This is a genomic window from Chromobacterium sp. CCUG 76385 (assembly GCF_059916625.1).
In genome coordinates, this window is record NZ_JAUCGU010000009.1 from 1 (window position 1) to 22,688 (window position 22,688).

19 protein-coding genes are annotated in these 22,688 nt (G+C 58.1%); 10 read left to right on the forward strand and 9 right to left on the reverse strand.

Annotation, left to right across the window (positions count from 1 at the left end):
* The first annotated feature begins 316 nt into the window (after positions 1–316).
* Positions 317–1,366 carry a hypothetical protein gene (locus tag QUG01_RS08095; protein ID WP_500829683.1) on the forward strand — a complete coding sequence of 350 codons (1,050 nt, stop codon included), beginning with the start codon at positions 317–319 and terminating at the stop codon, positions 1,364–1,366.
* A 1,356-nt stretch (positions 1,367–2,722) separates the two neighbouring features.
* Here the strand turns inward: QUG01_RS08095 and QUG01_RS08100 are convergent.
* The 3 genes from QUG01_RS08100 to QUG01_RS08110 form a co-directional block, all read right to left on the reverse strand.
* On the reverse strand, positions 2,723–3,283 hold the full coding sequence (locus QUG01_RS08100; RefSeq protein WP_500829684.1) for a hypothetical protein: 561 nt from the start codon (positions 3,281–3,283) through the stop codon (positions 2,723–2,725).
* Positions 3,284–3,407: 124 nt separating this feature from the next.
* Complete coding sequence (locus QUG01_RS08105; protein WP_500829685.1) at positions 3,408–4,139, reverse strand: SDR family NAD(P)-dependent oxidoreductase; 732 nt, start codon at positions 4,137–4,139, stop codon at positions 3,408–3,410.
* Positions 4,140–5,203: 1,064 nt separating this feature from the next.
* Positions 5,204–5,467, reverse strand: coding sequence for a helix-turn-helix domain-containing protein (locus QUG01_RS08110; protein WP_046155361.1), 264 nt, complete (start codon positions 5,465–5,467; stop codon positions 5,204–5,206).
* Between the two features lie 270 nt (positions 5,468–5,737).
* Between QUG01_RS08110 and QUG01_RS08115 the strand changes: the two genes are divergently transcribed.
* From QUG01_RS08115 to QUG01_RS08140, 6 genes are all read left to right on the forward strand, one after another.
* Positions 5,738–6,154, forward strand: a complete 417-nt coding sequence (locus QUG01_RS08115; RefSeq protein WP_500829686.1) for a DUF1484 domain-containing protein — start codon at positions 5,738–5,740, stop codon at positions 6,152–6,154.
* Between the two features lie 149 nt (positions 6,155–6,303).
* On the forward strand, positions 6,304–6,618 hold the full coding sequence (locus tag QUG01_RS08120; protein WP_500829687.1) for a type II toxin-antitoxin system RelE/ParE family toxin: 315 nt from the start codon (positions 6,304–6,306) through the stop codon (positions 6,616–6,618).
* 4 nt (positions 6,619–6,622) lie between these two features.
* The gene (locus QUG01_RS08125) at positions 6,623–6,895 is read left to right on the forward strand and encodes a helix-turn-helix domain-containing protein (protein ID WP_500829688.1); all 273 of its coding nucleotides are present in this window, start codon (positions 6,623–6,625) and stop codon (positions 6,893–6,895) included.
* Between the two features lie 351 nt (positions 6,896–7,246).
* Complete coding sequence (locus QUG01_RS08130; protein WP_500829689.1) at positions 7,247–8,488, forward strand: ABC transporter substrate-binding protein; 1,242 nt, start codon at positions 7,247–7,249, stop codon at positions 8,486–8,488.
* A gap of 322 nt (positions 8,489–8,810) precedes the next feature.
* A complete protein-coding gene (locus QUG01_RS08135; RefSeq protein WP_500829690.1) occupies positions 8,811–9,338 on the forward strand; it encodes a lectin in 528 nt (175 codons plus the stop codon).
* 112 nt (positions 9,339–9,450) lie between these two features.
* Positions 9,451–10,158 carry a BPL-N domain-containing protein gene (locus tag QUG01_RS08140; RefSeq protein WP_500829691.1) on the forward strand — a complete coding sequence of 236 codons (708 nt, stop codon included), beginning with the start codon at positions 9,451–9,453 and terminating at the stop codon, positions 10,156–10,158.
* A 128-nt stretch (positions 10,159–10,286) separates the two neighbouring features.
* On the opposite strand, the gene QUG01_RS08145 is transcribed toward QUG01_RS08140, so the two are convergent.
* From QUG01_RS08145 to QUG01_RS08170, 6 genes are all read right to left on the reverse strand, one after another.
* Complete coding sequence (locus tag QUG01_RS08145) at positions 10,287–12,293, reverse strand: flagellar assembly protein A (RefSeq protein WP_500829692.1); 2,007 nt, start codon at positions 12,291–12,293, stop codon at positions 10,287–10,289.
* A gap of 213 nt (positions 12,294–12,506) precedes the next feature.
* The gene (locus QUG01_RS08150; RefSeq protein WP_500829693.1) at positions 12,507–14,129 is read right to left on the reverse strand and encodes a methyl-accepting chemotaxis protein; all 1,623 of its coding nucleotides are present in this window, start codon (positions 14,127–14,129) and stop codon (positions 12,507–12,509) included.
* A 249-nt stretch (positions 14,130–14,378) separates the two neighbouring features.
* The gene (locus QUG01_RS08155) at positions 14,379–14,582 is read right to left on the reverse strand and encodes a hypothetical protein (protein ID WP_500829694.1); all 204 of its coding nucleotides are present in this window, start codon (positions 14,580–14,582) and stop codon (positions 14,379–14,381) included.
* Positions 14,583–15,028: 446 nt separating this feature from the next.
* Positions 15,029–16,270, reverse strand: a complete 1,242-nt coding sequence (locus QUG01_RS08160) for an MFS transporter (protein ID WP_500829695.1) — start codon at positions 16,268–16,270, stop codon at positions 15,029–15,031.
* 45 nt (positions 16,271–16,315) lie between these two features.
* Positions 16,316–16,531, reverse strand: coding sequence for an IclR family transcriptional regulator domain-containing protein (locus tag QUG01_RS08165; RefSeq protein WP_500829696.1), 216 nt, complete (start codon positions 16,529–16,531; stop codon positions 16,316–16,318).
* A gap of 66 nt (positions 16,532–16,597) precedes the next feature.
* Positions 16,598–19,411, reverse strand: coding sequence for an EAL domain-containing protein (locus tag QUG01_RS08170; protein WP_500829697.1), 2,814 nt, complete (start codon positions 19,409–19,411; stop codon positions 16,598–16,600).
* A 248-nt stretch (positions 19,412–19,659) separates the two neighbouring features.
* On the opposite strand from QUG01_RS08170, the gene QUG01_RS08175 reads away from it, so the two are divergent.
* The 3 genes from QUG01_RS08175 to QUG01_RS08185 all read left to right on the forward strand — a co-directional run bounded on the left by QUG01_RS08175 (position 19,660) and on the right by QUG01_RS08185 (position 22,683).
* Positions 19,660–20,979 (forward strand): TRZ/ATZ family hydrolase, encoded by a 1,320-nt coding sequence (locus QUG01_RS08175; RefSeq protein ID WP_500829698.1) that lies wholly within the window; start codon positions 19,660–19,662, stop codon positions 20,977–20,979.
* Positions 20,980–20,983: 4 nt separating this feature from the next.
* Positions 20,984–21,685: a bifunctional 2-polyprenyl-6-hydroxyphenol methylase/3-demethylubiquinol 3-O-methyltransferase UbiG gene (ubiG, locus tag QUG01_RS08180; RefSeq protein ID WP_500829699.1), complete on the forward strand. Its 702-nt coding sequence runs from the start codon at positions 20,984–20,986 to the stop codon at positions 21,683–21,685.
* Between the two features lie 329 nt (positions 21,686–22,014).
* A complete protein-coding gene (locus QUG01_RS08185) occupies positions 22,015–22,683 on the forward strand; it encodes a GntR family transcriptional regulator (protein ID WP_500829700.1) in 669 nt (222 codons plus the stop codon).
* The last annotated feature ends 5 nt before the right edge of the window (positions 22,684–22,688 follow it).

A 22,688-nucleotide genomic window follows, 5' to 3' on the forward strand; every position in this document is an offset into this window, starting at 1 on the left:
TGGGTATCCATCATCACGCTCCTGGTGAGAGGCTTACTTCAGTGTAGTTACCAACTTGTAATTGGGACATAGCCTTTAACTTGGAGCGTCGCCCGCTCAAGGCGATGACCTCGCCGTTGTCGGGTAGCTAAGCGCCCTTAAGGCTCTTGGTTGGATCAGTAAGCATTCAGTTTGGTAGTGATCGGCCGCTTGGGCTGATCAACTACCATGCGGGAGTGTGATAAGGCGCAGCAGTCCAAAAGTGGAATTTTTTTAATAAAAGGGTGTGTTTCTCACGAATGGCACTGCTGCTTTACGGAAAAGGCAAAACAAATTCATGCACCCACTTGAAGCAATTCCTGATCTTAAACTGGTTTCAGTTGGGGAATATGGTGGCATTGAGCCACTCACCCTCAAGCAGAGGAATCGACTGCTAACCACTATTGATATCTTACTCCACCCTAGGACCTATCCCTGTCCGCTTTTTCTTTATCGAGGGGACTCAAAAAATAACTTACGAGCACAGCTCTTTAGCTCCACGTCTGACTGGAGACCGGATAACGAGCTGTATAGCCGTATTTTTTTCTTTGGCCAAAAGGCTCGCCATTTCTGGATGGATTCAACGAGAGAAACAAAGGCTCGCAATTGGCTTAGAAATCTCCATGACGACTCAATGCACACGTTTTCATGGCTATTCTCTAAGATCGGCCAAGTACTAAGTTCCAGAGAACGGCGTGTTAAAAGTTTCTGCAAAGAAAATCATTTATTTGCAGAATATTTCAAAAATCCTGCTAATGAACAAGATTTTTTGATCAAGACACAGTCGTTACCACCTCGTTTACGTCAAAGAGCTCGTGACTACTACCTTTACTGCCTCCATACGTATGGTCGTAGAGGCATACATGAACAAACTTTACTTGTCTCAACTACTAGCGATATCAATGTAGCAAGAAATTTCCGTCATCATGATGGCGAAAATGTCATTACCTACTTATTTGTCCCATCTCCTTATTCCAAATATTGCGTATCTAGCCGTCTATTACCACAGGACTATACGATGATCAGGGAGGCTGGAACTCCGAGCTATAAAAGAAACTCTGGTCTTTACCCTGAGCAAAAGGAATATGGGCTTAGGGGGGCAGTTTTCCCTCAATTGATCTTGGGAATACACGACCTTCGCTCAAATGAATTTATTGTCAATCCACATTTATTGGCCATGTATGAAAGTAGTATTTCAAACCTTCGCCAATATGGTATTTGGATAGATCAAACTAATTTTGAGCTACTGATCAAACAGACAGGCTTCCTACGTTTTGGGGAGCTTGATGAAGATGGTTTTTACCAGGGACACGATCTAACCGAAGTCAACGATACAGTACTTGGCTAGCTCACTTATCATGAGTTCCATAGAGAAATTCTATCCTCATTTAATATTCATTGAAATGGCGAATTTTGAAATTTCAAAAAAACAGCAAATACCTAACCATGATCTATTTATTTAGGTAAAAGTGATCTAGGATAACATCAAAACCGAAATAAGAAAACAAGGCAAAATGCGAGTTTCAGCCATTCACATCCCAAATGAGATACATGGTACCCTCCGTAGCTTTTTAAAAATAGAACAAGGACAATGCTACACGAACTGTGGTCTAGCGGTCCTATTAGCAACAGGTAATAATGATTTTTCAGCACTACTATGCACCCGAAACTGGAGCATATCATATGCACTTGGAATTCCAACCCCTCCTAACCACCCTCCAGAGCCACATGCCTGGCTTGAAGCGGCACATGGAAACCTAACTATCTACAGGGATCCCACTTTGCAAGAAAACTCGTACCTATGGAACATGCGCAATAAAGAGTTTTTATATGATGCCGAAGTAAAATTCTCAGCCAACGAACTCAAAAGTTGGCTATCTTGCAAATACTTCGATAGGGATTTCGACGAACTTGGAATACCTAGCGGGAGTTGTCATTTCCCAACAATAAATATAAATAGGGAGGTTTCTTGAAAAGCTCCTCCAAGTTATCTATTTAGCCGATCATACAGAATGAATCGCACCTCTGAACCACCCCAGCTTCTCTAGACACTCTTGAGCCGTTGGTGGACTGTCCCGGCTCTAGTAGGCAATCCTGCCCTATGCGCGAGGCGTGCGCTCCGTTGGCCAAAAGTTCAAGAGAATCGTCACGCGTGGTGTAGGCAGCGGCCCAAATGGAGCGACGCAATGCGGGCACCGTCCATCAAACATTACGAATCGACCGGGATGAAAGCTGACCAAGCGTCCTTCCTGGGAGAGGACTTCTGTAAACAGGGGAAAAGCGAAGAGTCGCTCTTCCTCGAGCGGATCCAAAGGAGGCAGGTCAAACCAAGTCCCGCCAACTTCTGGAGCGCTAGGGCCAGCATGATAGATCGCTCCCCATGTTGGCATGGATAGCCCCAAGGAAAGCCATACACAAACCATTGAATTTGCTAAACTTTGCGACTTATTTTTCACTAATAGCGCAAATTTTGTAGGGATTTTTCATGTTGTTTGCGCAATGCTAGGCCATCCCCATGTGTGCAGCAGTGAAAAAACCCTTAGAAATCAAGGGCCGCGTTTTTCACGATCTCTGCAAACCTACAACTGGGCTGATGAGAAAGCCGCTCACTGAAAGGTGGGCGGCTTTTTTTCAATAACAATTAATTGGCACTTCTTTGCGGGCGACCACACGTAGGACACTTTTTACTTTCCTGTATCATCGTTTATTTTAACATCATTCCAAGCAATGACTCTCTTACACATTCTGCACTTGGATCATCATTAACAAAACGTATCCAGAACTGAAATGCCTCTTCTATAGTACTGATCCAGTCATCTTTAACGGACGGATGATAAATCTTCCCACTTGGACCTTCTTCATCCCAACTGGTCTGGAACCAACCGGAATCTACAAGCTGAGTAGCTTTTCTCAATGGCTTATTCTCAGTCTTTTTACCATTGCGTTGGGCATGCTTGTATACATTCGCGATGTCAGCTAGCTTCTCGAAAATCGGGTATTCTCTCTTAGCTTTTTTTAGGAATTCGGCATCATTTACATGCCTGTCAGCTTCAAAATTCTCCCAATAGAAGTATTCTAGGGCGTTGTTCAACGATTCTGCTGCATTGACGAAGTACCTGAGCAACTTCAACTCACCCTGTCCATTTTCGTGTCGCTCTCCGCGCAAGCGCAATGCAGGAAAAAAATCATCTGAACAATTCGGCAACGCAATGTTGACTAGGTATCGGTAATGGGAACCTAATGGATTGGGGACTATTTCAAGCAATTTAACTCTCCCTGGTTACACAAAAACTCAATAACTGCAAGGATGTCCTTGCAGCCTCGTTTTTTTTGGGGAAATAGATGATCGATGTTGCAATTGATCGATACTATCTTGCTTGATGAGGCGATTAGAAGTGGACTTGAGGGGATACTCCGCCATCGACATACCAGTTTGCACCTGCTACATAACTGGCTATTGGACTTGATATAAAAACAACGATCTTAGCAATTTCTTCAGGTGTGGCGAGACGGCCCATTGGGTTCTTGTCTAGTATTTTTTGAAAAGCCGCTGGATCAGATAATTTTAACCGATGCCATCCGCCATTATTTGTTAAGGTATTGCCAGGAGAGACAACATTTACTCTAACACTCGGCAGTAATTTCAATGCCATAGATTTCATGTAGTGATTCATGGCTGCTTTAGCTGCTCCGTATGCCGGTGCCAGCGGCTCAGGAATAGAGGCTGCATTTGAGCTTATATAAGTTAACGCTCCATGTGAGGAACGCTGCAAAAATGGTATTGCCGCCTCCGTCATATTCACTGTTGCTCGTATATCTACTTCGATTGCGTCATCCCACTCACCACTCAATGCACTTACGTTTGGGATGAATAAGTCGAAGCTTCCAATCTCATCTAGCCATTTTTTAAATTCTTTCGCATTGGTAACATTCAAGATTTTATAATCTACCTTGCCTGGCAGATCTTTTGTGGATTGCATGACAGCTTTTATTTTATCAATGCTTCGAGCGCAGAAGCAAACATGACACCCTTCTGCAGCCAAAGCATACACAATTGCAGCACCTATACCAGAAGATCCTCCAGTAACAACCGCAGTTGAGTTAAATATTTCGAGGTTCATTTTATAAATCCTTAATAATTACAAGCAGATTTAATTGATTTCCCCATAAATACCATTAAGATTCTCTGCCGGGGTGTTTAGAATTTTTTCAAAATTTGGTATGGCTTTACAAGCGATTCCCATTGTAAAAATCACAATTGAAAATACTAGCAATATCGGCATAATAGCTCCATTTGATAAAAATTTCCCAGTTATTAAAAAGCCTACGGGGATGGCTGCTTGACTACAGATGTAGGACCGTAGGTTGGGCTGAGCCAAGCGAAGCCCAACGTTTACCGCGCAATACGGATTGGTTTTGTGTCCGCTTCGCGGACAGATATTTAAGTGCCGGTTCCGCCCGGCAGAACGGGTCCATTTCTTTTGCCTCGCCAAAAGAAATGGACGAAAGAAAAGGCGACCCAACAGCGCTGCGAAACCCCGCCTCCAAAGCCCTTTCCAAGGCGCCGCCGAACTCGCGGGGCGCTAACGTCGCCCCGCTCAAACAAGCGGCGGCTTAAAACCTTGGAAAGGGCTTCGGAGTCGGCTTGCGCTGATGGGATAGGGGCAAGTCGGTTCGGCTCAGCTACCGATTAAGCAAGCCACGGCAAAAGGTCATGCCCTATTCATCGCTGGCAAAACGCAAGCACGTTTGCGACGCGCCCCAATCCCTTCAAGCCTGCCGCCGGGTGGCAGGCCCGAGGTTTTAAGCGGCTGCCTGTTTGAGCCCCGCGACGTTAGCGCGGGGCGAGTTCAGCCGCGCCTCGGGCCTGGCGGGACCCGGCGGGGAGCCGCAGGCCAGGCTTGCAGGGTGGCCTTTAGGGGTGGAGGGGATATTTGGCCAAGCAAATATCCCCTCCCTGCCGCCGGGCAGCCCCGGCAATCCCAATCATCATCCGCGCAGCGGATTCAACATACGACTTCCCAGCGTTAGGGTAGGCCCGCACATTGCTGCTCATCGCTCACAAAGCGCAAACACATTTCCGACCCGCCCCATCCCCTTCAAGCCTGCCGCCGGGCAGCCCCGGCATTGAAAACCATCATCCGCGCAGCGGATTCCAAAAATCACATCACAGGCAAACCACTCGCTACTTGCTCGCCTTGTCCAGCAAGCCGCCAAACATCTCCGGGTCAACCAAGTCTCTCAGCGCCACGCCCAGGGCATCGGCCAATGCGCCCATGTTGTCGATGGAGACATTGCGCTCGCCGCGCTCGATCTCCGAAACATAGGTTCTGCTCATCCCCGCCTGCAAGGCCAATGCCTCCTGCGACACATCGTGCAGGCGTCTGGCGATCCGCAGGTTGCGGGCGAAAACCGCACGGGCGGTTAAGGGTTTCGTTGTGTTTTCCATACCCCGATAGCATCAGCGCTTGCTAGCGCTCAAGCCACGCGGTATGATTTGCAAAATGTTAACTATAAGTGACTTTTTGATTGTTATTGATATCTTCATGACACTCATTATGTGCTATGCGCTGCTTTGACAGCCACACATGGAGGTGCTTATGCAGAAAATTCCCATTCCGTAATTCACAACAGCCAAGCCTGATCATTCCGTCAAGATCGTATCCAGCGCTACGTCAGCCAATCGGCGACAGCGCTCAATCAAAATGAGGGTTTTGCCATGCCTAGCATCACCCGCAGTTCGTCGCACCTCGCGTTTTCCCTGAACAACCGTCACCCCGCCCGCAGCCGCTGGCTGCTGCACAAGCAAGTCCCCACCCATCCGCCCAGCCTGCTGGCCATGACCCGGCTGCATGAAGCCTTTGCCGCCTTGCAAGAGCAATTGGCCGGCAAGGACCAAGCCAAGGTCAGAGAACCGGCCGCGCGCGTGGCGCATTTGTGCCATGACATCGAGCAGGCGGTGGTGGAGTCCATCTGCCACCTCGCCCATGGCCAGTTGGGTTTGCAATCCGTGATCGACTTGCTCGCTTGCCTGGGCGACGACGTGCGCCTGCCATCCAGCCGCATCAAGGAATTGCTGGAACCGCTGGACAAGCGCATGGGCGAATCGCTGACCCTTCTCACCCGCGTGCTGTAAGCCCTGCTCTATATAAGCCAACAGCCAGCCCGCTTCTGCGGACTGGCTGTTTTGCCTAGTTCCCGCCACCTTAGCCGCTTTTGATGGCAGGCTGGCGCTTCCTCAGTCATGAGCATTGCCGATATACGGCAATGCCGTATAATATTTGTATGTACACCGTCATTGAGACAGCCGTCTTCAAGCGTTGCGCTGATGAAATCTGGTCCACCGCTGAACGTTTGGCTTTTATCGAATGGCTTGCAAACAATGCCCTTGCCGGAAGCGTTATCCCCGGAGCGGGTGGCTTGCGCAAGGTGCGTTGGTCCCGCTCAGGCATAGGCAAGCGCGGCGGCTTGCGGGTGATTTACTACAATTTGCTTGAAGAAGGCCGCATATATCTGCTGATAGCCTATACCAAGGCCAAGTTCGACAACTTGCCCTCGGCATTCCTCAAGCAGCTGCGTGAAGAGGTGGAGCGTGGATAAGGAAATGGAACAATTCCAGGCTGACTTGCTGCAGTCGGTCAAGGAAATGAAGGCTGGCGAGGCTGCCCGCGTCACAAAGGTGGAGATTTCGCCAATAGCCGCCACCCGCGCCAAGACAGGGTTATCACAAGCCGCATTTGCTGGCCTCCTGGGTGTGAGCACACGCACCCTGCAAGACTGGGAGCAAAATAGGCGGCAGCCCACCGGAGCGGCGAAAACGTTGTTAAAAGTCGCGGAACAACATCCAGAAATTCTGCGAAATCTGAACACCGCATAGGCCTGCAGGATTCGGGCTTACAGTCTTTGGACTGTCTGCTTGCGTGCGGAACATCGACTTCCATCACACTGCCGTATCAAGGAGGGCGAATGGGCGAATCGCTGACGCTGCACACCCGCGTTTTGTAAGCTCGGTCCCATAAAGCTCAACAGCCTGTCCGCCTTCCTGCGGCAGGCTGTTTTCGATTAGGCGGATTTTGTAGGGTGGAATCCCGGCCATGCCGAGAGTTCCACCGCCATGCGCCCCATGGCAATGGCGGATCGCCCCTGCCCTGCTGGCCTATAGTGAAGCAAACCATCCATCAGGCCGTCCCAGCTCTTGCCTGCGCGGCCGGCAATCTGAAAGCTGCCCATGCGTCTGTTTGCCCTCTGCCTTGTCCTGATCGGCCTGATTGGGCAATCCGCACAGTCGGCGGAGCTGACTGCCGTGGTGCTATCCGTCAATCCACAGCAGTATCTGGCCTTTCACAACGCCGCCCAGCAATTTGCCGCGGCCCATCCAGCCATCAAGCTCACGCTGCGCGTGGTCGAAAATGAGCAGTACAAGCGGGAACTGCCGGCCATGTTGAGCAGCGCCAGCCCGCCTGATGTGCTGTTCATGTTTGGCGGCGTGGCGCTGACCGACGCTGTGCAAAAAGGCCAGCTGGCCATGTTGGACTCTGCGGGCCAGGACAGCGACTGGCCGCGCCACATGCCGCCGGCGCTGCTGCGCTTGGTGACGGTTGACGGCAAACTGTATGGCGTGCCGCTCAGCTATTACCCTTGGGCCATCTATTACAACAAGCAGGCGCTGGCCAAGGCTGGCGCGGCGCCGCCCACAAGCTTTGCCGAGCTGCTGGCCGCTTGCGACAAGCTGCGGGCCTCCGGCGTGGCGCCCATTGCCATGGCCGCCAAGGATTTATGGCCATTGGCCGGCTGGTTTGACTATCTGGATTTGCGGATCAATGGCCTGGAGTTTCATCAGCAATTACTGCAAGGCAAGCTGTCCTGGCTGCACCCGCAGCTCGCCCAGGTATTCTCCGCCTGGCAGCAGCTGCGTGATCATCATTGCTATGACCATGACGGCGCCGCGCTGGATTGGCGCGCGTCGCTGCCCATGCTCTATAACCAGCGCGCCGGCATGATGTTGATGGGCAGCTTCTGGACCGGGCTGCTGCCCAGCCGGAAAATCAATGAAATCGGCATGATAGCCTTTCCCAAGATTGACGCCACGGAAAGCACCTATGAAGAAGCGCCCGCCGATGTGCTGGCGATGACGGCCAAGACGGCCCATCGCCAAGAGGCGGAGCAATTCCTGCGTTTTTTTGCCACGCCGGCCGTGCAGGCAGCATTGGCCAGCGCCACCGGGGTTTTGCCGGCCAGGCAGGACGCGCCGGCGGCAAACGCGCCGTTTTTACGGCAAGGACGGACGCTGCTCAATCATGCCAGCGGGTTTTCCCAATTTTTTGACCGCGACAGCCATGCCGAATTTGCCGCCCGCGCCATGCCGATCTTGCGTGAGTTTGCCTACGGCCAGATCAGCGCCATGGAGGCTCAGCGCAAGCTGGAGGCTGAGCGCAATCGCCATTACGGCCCGCTAAGCGGCAAACCATGATCCGCGGCTAACATCTTCGCACACGGTGCATGGGCGGTGATAAGCCCTGCTGCAAAGCGCCAACAGCCTGCTAGCTTGCGCAGACTGGCTGCTTTGACAATGACGCCGCCGTATCGCCCCGGCATGCTCGCTCACGATTGTAAGTCCCATTTACTCGCAGCCAAGCCGCAGCCTGATTGGCTCCGCGCAATTCATGCCTTTCCCATCGCAGCCAGTCAGTCAAACACGGTTACACAAACGCCAAACAGCGTGGCGGACGCTTGTCATGCCGGGTCTTACACTGCCGCACCTAAAAAATAAATCAATTCATATGAAAACATCCGTGATCATCATTTTGGGGGCCGCCCTGGCAAGCAGTGGCTGCAGCAACCTCACCGCCAAAGATGTCTTGATTGGCACCGCCGTAGTCGGCACCGTAGCCGCCGCCGGTTACTACGCCAACAAGCAGAACAAGAAGCAACGCGAGCAAGAACAGCAGCCGCGCATGCTGGTGGCTGCCGGCGGCCGCTGCCTGGACCTTGCCGGCGGCGCCAACGCCAACGCGCCGCTGCAACTATGGGACTGCCACGGCAGGGAGAACCAGCGCTTCCGCCTGGACAATGGCCAGCTCAAATCAGGCAATCAGTGCCTGGACGTGGCAGGCTCCGACCCGCGCCGCGGCGCGCGCGTCATCGCCTACACCTGCCACAACGGCAGAAATCAGCAATGGGAATGGGCCAACGGCCAGCTGCGCAGCAAGCTGAACAACCGCTGCCTGGACGCAGAGGGCGGCAATACCCGCAATGGCACCCGCCTGATTCTGTGGGATTGCCATGGCGGCGCCAACCAGCGCTTCAGCTGGAGGGCCTGAGCGCGGCGCAGCACGACATCGTGGATATCGCGCCGCGCAGAACCTGCAAGCGCGGTCAGGTAAGCAATCCCTTTCCCCTGTTTTCCCACTGAGGTAGGCAATGAAAAAATGGATGACGCTAGCGCTGTTGCTGCTGATCAGCCAACACACGCGGGCCCAAAATGTGGCGATTTTCAATGGCGCAGGCACCTGCAAGGGCTGCGCCGAAGCCATTGGCGCCGTCTTCGATCCCAAGCGGGACAAGGTGGTGTATCTCGACGAAAAAACACTGGATGCCCATAGCCTGCGCGGCGTTTCGCTTTACGTGCAGCCCGGCGGCTCCGACGACATAGACGAAACCCTGAATGCGCTGCGTCCGGCGCAAGTGCAGGCGATTCGGGATTTCGTAGCCCATGGCGGCGGGTACTTGGGCGTTTGCGCCGGCGCGTATCTGGCGGCGCGTTACAGCTCGAAAAAGGATAATAAGCAGGCCTATGGACTGGTGGCGCTGGATGAGCTGGATTCGGAAATCACCGATCCCAAACCCACGCTGCTGCCCATTCAATGGGGCAATAAAAGCCGCATGGCCTACTACCAGAGCGGCCCGCACATGGGCAAAGAAGCTGCGCCAGGCGTTACCGTCCTGGCCCGCTACCAGAAAACCCAGCATATCGCCGCGCAGTCCTCGCGATACCAGCAAGGCACGGTAGTGCTGATTGGCCCGCATCTGGAGGCGGATGAAAGCTGGTACCAAGCGGACAAACTCAGCTTGAAGCACGGCCTGAATCTCGACCTGTTTCGCGAAGCGCTGAACAGGTTTCCGTCGATCGCCGCGAAATAATTGTGGGGTCACGCTTGCCGACAAGCGAACCATCAATCCCTTAGCGCTGCCCCAGCCGACAGCCCGTCCGCGCCATGCGGTTGGACTGTCGGCTTGGATGCGTCATGCGCTGGCGCCTGTAGCCGGGTTCAGCCCGTTCCTAAATCGCCCGCTGCGTTCCATGCATTTTCACGGGGAAGGGTGTAGTTCCAGATAAAGCAGCCGTTCTGATCGGAAAACAAGGGTTTGGTCTGGCTGTCGGCCGTGCGCAGACGCGCCCGCAAAGCTTCCACGCTCAAGGTAGACAAGGCGGGAGCGCCGCTGGGCAGCGTCAAGGCGCGGACCACGGTTTCGCCGGTGATTTCCTCCAGTTTGCACCGTATCCCGGCAGCGGCCGCTTCGCGCGCCTTGGCAAGCTCCTCCGCCTGGGCGCGGACAAAGGATTGGGCGTCCTGCATCGTCCTCATGCCCGCATTGAGCTGGTTGATTTGTTTGATTTTTGGGGCCAGCTGTTCCGACTTGCGCTTCAAGCTGGCTTGTTGTTCCGGCGACAACTGCAGTTCGCCTTTCTTGACGCGGGCAACCACGCCAAAATAACGCTTGAGTTCGTCTTCTTGGGTCAATAGCGCCAGCGCCTTTTTCACCGTTTCAAGCTTGTGCAGCCCTTCCTGTTCTTGCTGTTGTATCGCCTCCAGGCGATGGCCAAAGCCGGACAAATCCGGCAGCAACATGCAAATCGCCGTTTCCTGATCCGCCCGCGCCCCGGCCTTGCCAATATGGACCTGTTTGGCGGCGATGGCGCAGCCGCTTGCCTGCTGGATATCCACTTCATCCGCCAGGATGGTGCAGCTCTTGGCCTCGACGATATTCACGCGCTGGCCAATCACAATCGCATTTTCCGCGCGCGCGATGGTGACCTCGCCTTGCTCGGCGCGCACTTGGGCGTTGGAAACCAGCCCCTCCACACTGATCGGCCCGGCCTCGTTGTGGGCGGCGCCGCCCACCAGATTCTGCTTCAGCAGGATGCGTCCGCCGGTGGAACGGACCGTGCCGTAAACATGGTTGAGCATGGTCAGGTTCTTGCCGGTCACAATGCGGCGTTCCTGCACCTCGCCATGCTCCTCGTATTCGTCGCCCTGCAAGGCCAGATCGCCGGTGGTACGCACGCTGACGCCTTCGCGGCCGATGATTTTGTCGACAATCGAGATCTGGTTGGTTTCGCCATCGATATTGAGGAAGCCATCGCGGATGGCAACGATCAGCTCATGGCCCTCTTTGTCTATCTGCACTTCCGTCCCGCTGCCGGCCAAAGTGCCCAGATCAAAGTCAAACGGTTCCGGCACATGGATGATGCCGCCGCTGAGCGTGCGGCCGGGACGGCCGGGACGGCATGGCGTTTTCATCAGCAGCACGGTCCGGGCCTTGATCTGCGGATAGCGGTTTTGGAATTGCGTCAGATCGACGCGGCCGCCGGCAAGCTTGCGCGGGTGATCGTCGCGGTGAATCTCCGCCGCCTGCTCTTGCACCCCGGCATCCACGCCGGGCACCGGCGCGCGCGGAGTGGCAATCAGATAGCGGCCGGTCTTGTGTTGGGCCAGGATGTCCTTGATCACCGCCTGGTTCAGGCCAAAGCGCACGCCCTGCCGCCACATGAAGGCAACGAGTTCGTCAAATTCCAGCTGGGTGACGATGGTTTGAATCTCTTCACGCCGGCCAACGACGATGGCTTGTCCTGAGGCATCCCTGCCATAGACCGGCACCTCAACGGTTTGCGTCAGATAGAGCTGCTCAAACAGATACTCGATGCCGGCCTCGGCCCGGACCAGGCCGCGGTAGAGCACTTGCCGCTCGGCAAGAAAAGGCAGGATGCATTGGGCGATATAATGCGGTTGCGTCACCGCGGGGTGCGCGGGGTCAAAGTCGTATAAGTAATGGCAGAGCAGGTCGTAATCCAGGCCGTACAGATAATAGCCGGCGCTGAACAGGTGATCGATCGCCTGGCGGAAGTCAGAGGCCGAACCCACCGCATCCGGCAAAACAAAAAAACCGTCAGACCGTATCTGCAGAAAATGCGGCAAGGTCAAAGGCTGGCTGTGGTCGGCGGCTTGGCCAGACTCAGCAGGCAGGATGGTCGAGGGCTCTGTGGTATTGGGCATGATCGCTTCTGTTTGAACGCTCGCCGAGTATCCATCGCGGCCTCGGGTGGACACTCTGCTGGCCGCAACCATTTGGGGGCTTTTCGACAGTCCCACACTTGCAAACTAGCAAACTCCCGCCCGGTTTGCTGGCTTTACGACGGCATGCGACAACGGCCGCGGCCGGTCTGGTGGCAGGCCATGGGTTTCGTGCCGATCTTGCCGCGCCCCCGCTCACAAGCGGTATTGCTTGAGCGTAGCAATCTGCTGGTTAGCCAAATCATCCAGGCGCACGGCGTTGTTGGCCGCCTCCTGCGCCGCGGCGGACGACTCCTCGGTCATCTGCGCAATATCCTCCACCCGCTTGGCGATGTTGTTGGTGGCATTGCCCTGCTCTTTGATCGCGCCGGAAATCTCGGCCACCATGTGCACGGTATCGTTCGTCGCCTGGCCTATCTGGGTGATGGCCTTGTCGGCATTGTCCGCGCGCTCCACGCCGTTGCGGACCAATTCTTCCGCGGTATTCATGTGCGCGGTGGCGGTGGCGGAACGGTCAAGCATGGAGGTAATGGTAGAAGAAATTTCCTGGGTGGACAGCGAGGTGCGCTCGGCCAGCTTTCGGACCTCATCCGCCACCACGGCAAAGCCGCGGCCCATCTCCCCGGCCCGCGCCGCCTCGATGGCGGCGTTCAGCGCCAGCAGATTGGTCTGGTCGGCAATGTCCTTGATCACGCCCACCACCGTATTGACCTGGGTGCTGAAGTTTTCCAGATCGCGGATGCTGGTGCCGGCGCTGGCCACCGCGCGCGAGATTTCGCGGATATCCTGTATCGTCTGGGTGATGGTGCTCGACCCTTGCTGCGCCAGCTCGCCGGCATTTTGCGCCAGCTTGCGCGACTCCTCCGCCCGCTCCGCCACATGATTGACGCTGACCGTCATCTGCTCGATGGTGGCCGCCATATTGGCGGCGGATTCGCTTTGCGCCTCCGCGGCGGACGATACCTGGGTGGCGGTTTGCGACAGGTTTTGCGAGGCGCCCGCCACATCGTTGGCGCCCGCCAGGATGGACTGCAGGCTGCTTTGCAGATTCTCCAGCAGGGCGTTGAAGGCGATCGAGGTTTTGGCGATCTCGTCATTGCCGCGCACCGGCGCCCGCAGCGTGAAATCATGGCTGCGGCTCACCGATTCCAGCGTGCTCTGGATATCGCTCAAACCGCGGCTGATGGTGGCGTACAGCGACCAGGACAATATCAGCATCACGGCGACCACGGCGGCTATCAACAAGCCCATCTGCACCATGACGCCATGGTAGGTTTTGTTATTGGCTTCCAGCGTGTCGAAGGAAAGCTTGATATTGTATTCGATATGGTCGGCCAGGCTTTGGCGCAAGGCGAGGGCGGTGTCCTTGACCGGACCGTTGGTGATCATTTTTGCCGCCTCCGCGCTGCCCCCGGGCGTGCGGTTCATGGCGAAGAAGCTATGCATCGCCGTCACATAGGCCGCCAGATTATTGCGATCGGCAGTCAGCATTTGCCGATCCTTGTCATCCGCCACATCATTTTTCTCATAATTGGCAAAAGCGGCCTCCACCCTTTTCACCGCTGCATCCGCTTCGGCCTCCGCCGCCTGCTTGGCGGCCAAGTCGCTTGACACCGCATGCTTGGTGACCGCGGATCGCACATCCATGAAGGCATAGGTGGCGGCATTCAGATCGCGCACGCTGGGGGCCAGATTGCTTACCACATCGTCGAAACGCTGCTTCGACTGCCCCAACTGGTATACCCCCATGGCACCCAGCGCGCCCAAAGCAATCAACGCCACCACAATCGTCAGCAGCAATTTCCGGATGATGGTCATAGTGCTCTCCACGTCATCATGCCTCCCGCCGGCCATCGCCAGGCGGGGTATGGTTACTCTCAGCTTGCGTTCAATTTATAGAGCATTGTCAATGCCAGCACTAAGCAAAGATACGAGGAGGGGGCAGGCGGCAGCGCCGAGGGAGATAGCCCTGCCGCAGATTGAAAAACACGGTATAACCGGCAGCGCCAGCGGATGGCTAGCGCGGTGCATAGACTTGGGCTGGCGGAATGGATGCGCCCTGGCAACTCAAGGCATGATTTCAACGTATTCGTAGACTTCGCAATCGCGCAGCTGCAGACGCACCGGCAAGCTGGCGCGCTCAAACCAGGCTTGTGGCTGATGACGGTCTATCTCTTGGCCGATGAAGCGCAATAGCTCGCAGATCGGCTCTACGACATTGCTCCGGTAGCGCGCATCGCACTTTTCATACCCCAGATACAGGTTCTTCATACAGTTGCCGCGGCACCCGCCATAGGCCTCGCAAGCTGGGCATGGCGGCGGAGGCGGGAGCAACGGCGGCGATGATTACAGCTCGGACGACGCTAGGGGCTGTTGACGTTTGGTGAGTGGATCGCGTTTGAGCCGATTTGGGCCGGAAGCAAGGCGCACAGTCCGACGCATAGTCATTCTATGCAAGGGCTGGGCAACGTGGCTTCCGGCCCAAAGCGGCCAAACCCGCAGGGCCGGGCGCCTTTCGCGCCGACTCTTCGTTGTTCCGCGCTGGCAGAGAATGCTATGCGGCGCGCGAAGCGCCTCGATTCGGCGCAAAACGCATCCCGGCGCGACCGCCCACCAAACGTCAACAGCCCCTAGCGTCAACGACTCCCGCTACTGACCATCCATCGCAAGCACCCGCCGCCCAGGCGGGGTTTGGTTTTGACCCGGTCCGCTTGAAACTAGAGCCTGGCCCCGATGCGGCGCAGGTAGTCGATGAAAGGCAAACGCCCCTGGCGCTGCTGCAGCGTCCATACGGCCAGCCCCAAGAGGGCGGCGGCCATGGCTGTGGATATCGCGAAATAGCCCGCGGCGCCCAGCGCGCCCATCGCCAGCGAGCACAACAGCGGCCCCAGCGTGCCGCCCAGCGCGTACAGCGTCAGCAACGCCGCGCTAGTTTCCACCCGTCGTTCCGCCGGCATGGCATCGTTGGCGACGCCGCTCAAGGTGCCGTAGAAAGTAAAAGCCACGCAGACGTACACCAGCGCCAAGGGCAGCAGCAGCACCGTGTCCAGCAGCTGGGTCAGCAGCAGCGAGGCCACCACCACGGTCAGCGCCGTGCGCGACAACAGCAGGCAACGGTCGCTGCGGTCCGCCCATTTTCCCATCGGCCACTGCAGCAGCGGCGCGGCCAGCAGCGCCAGGCCCATGAAATTGCCGATCTGGTGCGGCAGATAACTCAACTGGCTCAGCACCACCGGCAACATGCTGTAAAAGGCGCTGTTGAAACAGCCCGCGATCAACACGCCGTACAGCGCCAACGGCGCCAGACGCCGCAGCTCGCCCACGGTGCGCAATGTGCGCAGCACCACGCTGCCGGCCGGCGCGGCCACCAAGGTCAGCGGCCGCTGGCTGGTCAGCGTCACCGGGATGATGGCCAGCGCAAACAGCATGGCCACCACGATGAAGGGCCAACCTGGCTGGGTCAGCGGCAGCTTGAGCAGCCATTGGCCGGCGCTGGCGCCCAGGTAGCTGACCATCATGTACAGCGAGAACAACTGGCCGCGCTGAGCATTGCCGACGCAGCCGTTGAGCCAGCTCTCCACCACCATGAAGATGCCGACGATGGCCAGGCCGTTGACGAAGCGCACCAGCGCCCACAACAGGGGAGAATGCACCAGCGCCTGCGCCAGCACCACGATGCAGATGACGGCCGCCAACGCGGCAAAGGCGCGGTGGTGGCCATAGCGGTGCACAATGGCGCTGCAGAAGAAACCGCCGATGAAGAAGCCGGCGTAATAAGCCGACTGCACCAAGCCGGCCACCGTCACCGGCACGCCTTGCTGCAGCAAGGCGAGCGAGGTCTGGGTATTGCTCAGCGCATTGCCCACCATCAGCAAGGCATAGCCCAGCAACAGGCTCGCCACCACGCGCAGCAGGCTGCTCCACTTATGCACCTCCATCACTTCGCCATCCCCGGCCATGCCTTCCCCTCGTCCGCCCTGCTGTATGGTTACGCCATCCGGATGCTACGCAATACGGGCCGCCAGCTGGCGGGCGGCCTGGATCAACGGGCCGGAATAGGCGCGTATCTGGGCGTCGCTGAGCGACTCCGCTCCAATACAGATGCTGACGGCAGCCACGGGTTCCCCGCGCGGATCCGGCGCCGGCGCCGCCAGGCAGCAAGTCCGGCTGTCTATCTCGCCGCGGGTGACGGCATAACCGAGCCGGCGCGCGCGTTTCATTCTGACCGCGCGACAAGAAAAAGGCCCGCGTCTTCTGCGCGGGCCTTGGGCATGTCTGAACGCCTGTCACCCATCCTGCGGCAGCAGGCTGCCCTGGGTCAGCAGCGCGGCAAACTCCTCCGCCGGCAGCGGCTTGGCGATCAAATAGCCCTGGACGAAATCGCAGCCCTCTTGCTCCAGGAACTGCCATTGCTCCATCGTCTCCACCCCTTCCGCCACCACTTGCATATTCAGGTTCTTCGCCATATTGATAATGGCGCGGGCGATGGCGCTGTCGTCGGCGTCCTGCGGGATGTCGCGCACGAAGGAGCGGTCGATCTTCAGCTTGTCGGCCTTGAAGCGCTTGAGGTAGGACAGGCTGGAGTAGCCGGTGCCGAAGTCGTCGATGGACAGCCGCAGCCCCATGCTCTTCATGGTGTCTATCGCCTGGATGGTGGCCTGCGCGTCTTCCATGATGACGCTCTCGGTCACTTCGATGTCCAGGGCGTGGCCCGGCAGATCATGCGACGACAAGGCCTGCTGCACCTGTTCGGCCAAGTCGGGCTGGCGGAACTGCAGCGCCGACAGGTTGATGGCCAGCGTCACCTCCGGCAAGCCGGCCTGGCGCCACGCCACCATCTGCCGCGTGGCCTCGGCGATCACCCAATTGCCGATCTGCACGATGAAGCCGCGCTCCTCCGCCACCTGGATGAAACGCACCGGGCCCAACAGACCCAGCGACGGGTGGTTCCAGCGGATCAGCGCCTCGGCGCCGATGATGCAGCCGGTTTTCATGTCCACCTGCGGCTGGTAGTGCAGCACGAACTCGTCGCGCTCCAGCGCGAAACGCAGCTGGCTTTCGATGGCCAGGATCTCGCGGGCGCGGGCGTTCAGGTCGGCGGTGTAGAACTTGTAGCTGTTGCGGCCGGAAGATTTGGCGTGGTACATCGCCGCGTCGGCGTTGCGCACCAGGGTTTCGTAGTCGCGGCCGTCGTCCGGGTAAACGCTGATGCCGATGGAGGGCGTGATGGTGATCACGTGGTTGTGCAGCTCGATCGGGCTGGCGAACACCTCGCGCACCCGCTCCGCCGCCAACGCGGCCTCGCCCGGATCGGAAATCAGGGGCAAGAGGATGATGAATTCGTCGCCGCCCTGGCGCGCCAGCATCTCGCCGGGCGCCAGCACCGAGCGGATGCGGTCCGCCGCCACCTGCAGCAGGGTATCGCCGGCCGAGTGGCCCAGCGACTCGTTGACGGTCTTGAAGCGGTCCAGGTCCAGCAGCAGCAGGGCCAGTCGCTGGTTGTCGCGCACCGCGTTGTGGATGGCCAGCTCCACCCGGTCCTGCATGTGCACGCGGTTGGGCAGGCTGGTCAGCACGTCGAAATGCGCCAGGAACTGGATGCGGTCGTCGGCGGCCTTGCGCTCGGTCAGGTCGCTGAAAATCGCCACATAGTGGGTGATCTCGCCCAGGCTGTTGCGCACCGCGTTGATCGCCAGCCACTCCGGATAGACCTCGCCGTTTTTGCGGCGGTTCCACAGCTCGCCTTGCCAGGAGCCGTTCTCGCCGATGGCCTGCCACATCTGCTCGTAGAACGGCGCGTCGTGGCGGCCGGACGACAGGATGCTGGTCTTCTGGCCCAGCACCTCGTGCTGGGTGTAGCCGGTGATTTCGGTGAAGGCGCGGTTGACGCTGCGGATGCGCTTGTCGGCGTCGGTAATCATGATGCCTTCGACGGTGTTCTCGAACACCTTGGCGGCCAGCTGCACCCGCTCCTCCGCCGCGCGCTTTTCCGAGATGTCGCGCACCATGCGCCACACCGCGTTGATGCGGCCGAAGGCGTCGCGCATCGCCACCGTCTTGACGCTGACCGGCACCTGGTTGTCGAAGCGGTTCAGATAAGTGGCTTCGAATTCGTCGCAATAGCCGAAGCGCAGCACCTTGTTGTCCAGATTGAAACGCTCCAGCGCCTCGCTCTCTTCCGCCACCAGGCTCCAGAAATTCTGCTGTTTCAGCTGGTCCAGGCTGTAGCACATCAGGTTGAGGAAGGCCGGGTTGGCGTCGATGACCTGCCCGTCCAGCGAGCTGATGACGATGCCGTCCAGATTGGACCAGAACAGCTCGCGGTATTTGTTCTCGGAGCGGCGCAGCGCGTCTTCCACTTCGCGGCGGCGCGAGATATCGGCCTCCAGCGCCAGCGTCTTGGCGCGCAGCTCGTCCACCAGGCGCTTCAATTCCGAACGGGTCCACTCCAGGTGGGTGCCCAAGCGGCCCAGCTCGTCGCGGCGCGACCACTCAAACGGCGTGTCCAGTTTCAACTCGGCCAATAGCCGCGCCTGCTCGGTCAGCAAACGCATCGGCCGCAGAAAACGCGAGTGCAGGATGCTCATGATCAGCATGATGGACAGCACCAGCTGCGCCGCCAGAATCGTCAGGATGTTCTTGACCTGATTGCTCAGCGCGATGGCCAGGTTCTCGTTGTCGAACTCCATCGTCACCTGGCCGATGGCCTCGCCGCGGTAGATGACGGGCTTTTCGACATAGGACACGCTGCCGATGCGGCGCTCGCTGTGCACCGCCGACAGAAACACCTGGTTGGATTGGGTGTCGGTGACGCGGATGGAGATCACGCGCGGGTCTTCCATCACCGACGCGATCAAGGGATTGCCGGCCTGGCGGCTGAGGTTCCACAACGGCTCCTGCATGCCGAGGGCGACGATGTCGAGCAGACGCCGCTGGTCGGTGTCCAGCTGCGCGGTCAGATTGTCTTTCTGGATGTTGAAACTGAGATAGCTGATGATGGAGGCAGGGATCAGCAAGCCGAGTATCACGGCGATGAGAAACACGTCCCTCAGATTCAGGCCAGTGCTGGCAGTGGTTTTATCGTCTGCTTGTTGAGCCATGTCGCGCTAGTCTTTGCTTCGCCGAAGTTTCGGAGTTCGTATCCGGAGTGGGTTTTATATGTGCAATCAGCAGTATACACCGGCGTCGGCCAGCATTTCCTCTATATATCCACAAGTCATCTGCAATTGTCATTTTCACGCATGGATGCGCCGATACCGCCGGAGATAAAGGGCAGCGCATTGCCTTGCCGGGGCCGCAGGGCCTAAAATCCACGACACTTTTTGACAACGCGTTCAGGATTCACACCATGCCGCAGTCACGTTATGAAAAGATTATCTCCGCCCGCTGGATCATCACCGTGGAAACGGATGGCGAAATCCTGGAAAACCACGCGCTGGCGATCAAGGATGGCAGGATTGCCGCCATTATTCCAGCGGCCGACGCCGCCGCGCTGGAAGCCGACGAACGGCTGGAGCTGCCCGACCACGTGCTGATGCCCGGCCTCGTCAACCTGCACGGCCATTCGGCGATGACGCTGCTGCGCGGCCTGGCCGACGACAAAGCGCTGATGGACTGGCTGCAAAACCACATCTGGCCGGCCGAAGGCAAGCATGTGCGCGACGACTTCGTATTCGATGGCGCGCTGTTGGCCATGGGCGAAATGATCCGCGGCGGCACCACCACCATCAACGACATGTATTTCTACAACGCCGCGATGGCGCGCGCCGGCCTGGCCTCCGGCATGCGCACCTTCGTCGGCTGTTCCATCCTGGAATTCCCGACCAACTACGCGACCAACGCCGACGATTACATCGCCAAGGGCATGGCCGAGCGCAGCCAGTTCCTGGGCGAAGAGCTGGTGACCTTCACCCTGGCCCCGCACGCGCCCTACACCGTATCGGACGATACCTTCCGCAAGGTTGTGACGCTGGCCGAGCAGGAAGACATGCTGATCCACTGCCACATCCACGAAACCGCCGACGAGGTGAACAACAGCGTCAAGGAACACGGCCAGCGCCCGCTGGCCCGCCTGCAGCAGCTGGGCATGCTGTCGCCGCGGCTGGTGGCCGCGCACATGGTGCACCTGAACGACGCCGAAATCGAGCTGGTGGCGAAATACGGCGTGTCCACCGCCCACAATCCGGCCTCGAATATGAAGCTGGCCTCCGGCATCGCTCCCATCGGCAAGATGCTGGACGCCGGCATCGCCGTAGGCATCGGCACCGACGGCGCCGCCTCCAACAACAAGCTGGACATGCTGGCGGAGACTCGCCTGGCCGCCCTGCTGGCCAAGGTGGGCACGCTGGACCCGACCACCGTCCCCGCCGCCGCCGCCATCCGCATGGCCACGCTGAACGGCGCGCGCGCGCTGGGCATCGCCGACAAGACCGGCTCGGTCAAGGTGGGCAAGGATGCCGACCTGATCGCCATCGACCTGTCCGAACTGGAAACCGCGCCGGCCTTCGACCCGATCTCGCACGTGGTGTACGCCGCCGGCCGCGAGCAAGTCAGCCACGTCTGGGTCAAGGGCCGCGCGCTGATGGCCGGCCGCAAGCTGAAGACGCTGGACGAGGCCACCCTGAAAGCCCGCGCCGACGACTGGCGCAACCGCATCCTGGCAAAGTAAAAGCATGAGCAACGTAGACGAACTCGAAATCGACAAATTCAGCCAGCTGGCGCACAAGTGGTGGGACAAGGACAGCGAATTCAAGCCGCTGCACGAAATCAACCCGCTGCGGCTGGACTACATCGACCGCCACGCCTCCCTCGCCGGCAAGAAGGTGCTGGACGTGGGGTGCGGCGGCGGCATCCTGGCCGAGAGCATGGCGCAAAAAGGCGCCCAGGTGACCGGCATCGACCTGGCCAAGAAGTCGCTGAAGGTGGCGCAGCTGCACAGCCTGGAATCCGGGGTGCCCATCGATTACCGCTGCGTGCCGGTGGAAGAACTGGCGGCGGAGATGCCGGCCAGCTTCGACGTGGTGACCTGCATGGAAATGCTGGAACACGTGCCGGACCCGCAAAGCGTGGTGCGCGCCTGCGCCACGCTGGTCAAGCCCGGCGGCTGGGTGTTTTTCTCCACGCTGAACCGCAATGCCAAGGCCTATATGCTCGCCGTCGTCGGCGCGGAGTATGTGCTGAACATGCTGCCGCGCGGCACGCATGAATATGCCCGCTTCATCAAACCGTCCGAGCTGGGGCGCATGGCGCGGCACGCCGGCCTGGGCCTGCACGGTCTCAGCGGTATGGGTTATAACCCCATCACCCGCATCTACTCCTTGAACGACGATACCGACGTCAACTACCTGATGGCCACCCGCCGCTCGGCGGAGTAAGACCCCGCGCGCCGCTCCTGCAGTCTTGGACGGCGCGCATCCCCCTAAGCGCAAGCACTCAGCCCCTTCCGCGCCGCTGGCGACAGAAAATTCCACATCCAGCTGTCAACAGAAACACAAAACATGCGTTTTAATCGTCTGATTGATATCATGGCCGCCCTTTCTGAAGCAGATGCATGATAATGCGCCGCCGCAGGGCTGCGTCATTAGGCTCGACGCCCCGCACTGGATACAGACCGGCAAACCAACAGGATATTGCCGGACAATCTGGCATCATCATGCCTTACAATACGTACGAGAACGATAACATTCCATTCCGGAGATGACGCATGACATTCAAGGCCAACGACCTGTTGACCGAACAGATCGCCCAATATCTCGGCAGGCAGATCATCCAAGGCGAGATGAAACCGGGAGAGCGGATACAGGAACTGCGCATCGCGTCCGAGCTGGAAGTCAGCCGCGGCTCGGTGCGCGAGGCCTTGCTGATCTTGCAGCGCCGCCATCTGGTCGACATCTTCCCGCGCCGCGGCGCGGTAGTGGCCAGCATCAGCGCGCGCGACGTGCGCGACTTCTTCGATCTATGGTTTCTGCTGCTGGAACGAGTGGTGCAAAATCTGGCTGCCGGCTGGCAGAACGACGACCTGGCGCGCTTCATCGAGCTGATGGCGCAGCTGGAAGAAGCTAGACGCCGCGATGACCTGCAAGCCTTCTACGATTACGGCATCGAATTCCTGTCCGCGCTGTACCGACATGCCGACAACCGTTACCTGACCGACACCCTGAACGACATGCTGCCGCTGACCCAGCGCTGCCTGTACGCCATTCTGCGCGCCGGCCAGAGCCAGATGGAGCGCACCCACCTGTTCCTGGAAAGCCTGCTGAAAACTCTGATCGCGCGCGATACCGCGCGACTGAAGCAAATGGTGGCCGATTTCGGCCGCGATTACAGCCAGCTGGCGCAAAGCGCGGCCGAGGCCTTGGAGGGCCGCGGCTGAGCATG

What these genes read in the sequence shown, in the direction of transcription:
- QUG01_RS08165 (WP_500829696.1), bottom strand. Translation starts at nt 16,531, where the DNA reads ATGAAACGCGCGCGCCGGCTCGGTTATGCCGTCACCCGCGGCGAGATA.
- QUG01_RS08140 (WP_500829691.1), top strand. Translation starts at nt 9,451, where the DNA reads ATGACGCTAGCGCTGTTGCTGCTGATCAGCCAACACACGCGGGCCCAA.
- QUG01_RS08110 (WP_046155361.1), bottom strand. Translation starts at nt 5,467, where the DNA reads ATGGAAAACACAACGAAACCCTTAACCGCCCGTGCGGTTTTCGCCCGC.
- QUG01_RS08115 (WP_500829686.1), top strand. Translation starts at nt 5,738, where the DNA reads ATGCCTAGCATCACCCGCAGTTCGTCGCACCTCGCGTTTTCCCTGAAC.
- QUG01_RS08170 (WP_500829697.1), bottom strand. Translation starts at nt 19,411, where the DNA reads ATGGCTCAACAAGCAGACGATAAAACCACTGCCAGCACTGGCCTGAAT.
- QUG01_RS08155 (WP_500829694.1), bottom strand. Translation starts at nt 14,582, where the DNA reads ATGAAGAACCTGTATCTGGGGTATGAAAAGTGCGATGCGCGCTACCGG.
- ubiG (WP_500829699.1), top strand. Translation starts at nt 20,984, where the DNA reads ATGAGCAACGTAGACGAACTCGAAATCGACAAATTCAGCCAGCTGGCG.
- QUG01_RS08095 (WP_500829683.1), top strand. Translation starts at nt 317, where the DNA reads ATGCACCCACTTGAAGCAATTCCTGATCTTAAACTGGTTTCAGTTGGG.
- QUG01_RS08185 (WP_500829700.1), top strand. Translation starts at nt 22,015, where the DNA reads ATGACATTCAAGGCCAACGACCTGTTGACCGAACAGATCGCCCAATAT.
- QUG01_RS08105 (WP_500829685.1), bottom strand. Translation starts at nt 4,139, where the DNA reads ATGAACCTCGAAATATTTAACTCAACTGCGGTTGTTACTGGAGGATCT.
- QUG01_RS08125 (WP_500829688.1), top strand. Translation starts at nt 6,623, where the DNA reads ATGGAACAATTCCAGGCTGACTTGCTGCAGTCGGTCAAGGAAATGAAG.
- QUG01_RS08150 (WP_500829693.1), bottom strand. Translation starts at nt 14,129, where the DNA reads ATGACCATCATCCGGAAATTGCTGCTGACGATTGTGGTGGCGTTGATT.
- QUG01_RS08120 (WP_500829687.1), top strand. Translation starts at nt 6,304, where the DNA reads ATGTACACCGTCATTGAGACAGCCGTCTTCAAGCGTTGCGCTGATGAA.
- QUG01_RS08145 (WP_500829692.1), bottom strand. Translation starts at nt 12,293, where the DNA reads ATGCCCAATACCACAGAGCCCTCGACCATCCTGCCTGCTGAGTCTGGC.
- QUG01_RS08175 (WP_500829698.1), top strand. Translation starts at nt 19,660, where the DNA reads ATGCCGCAGTCACGTTATGAAAAGATTATCTCCGCCCGCTGGATCATC.
- QUG01_RS08160 (WP_500829695.1), bottom strand. Translation starts at nt 16,270, where the DNA reads ATGGCCGGGGATGGCGAAGTGATGGAGGTGCATAAGTGGAGCAGCCTG.
- QUG01_RS08130 (WP_500829689.1), top strand. Translation starts at nt 7,247, where the DNA reads ATGCGTCTGTTTGCCCTCTGCCTTGTCCTGATCGGCCTGATTGGGCAA.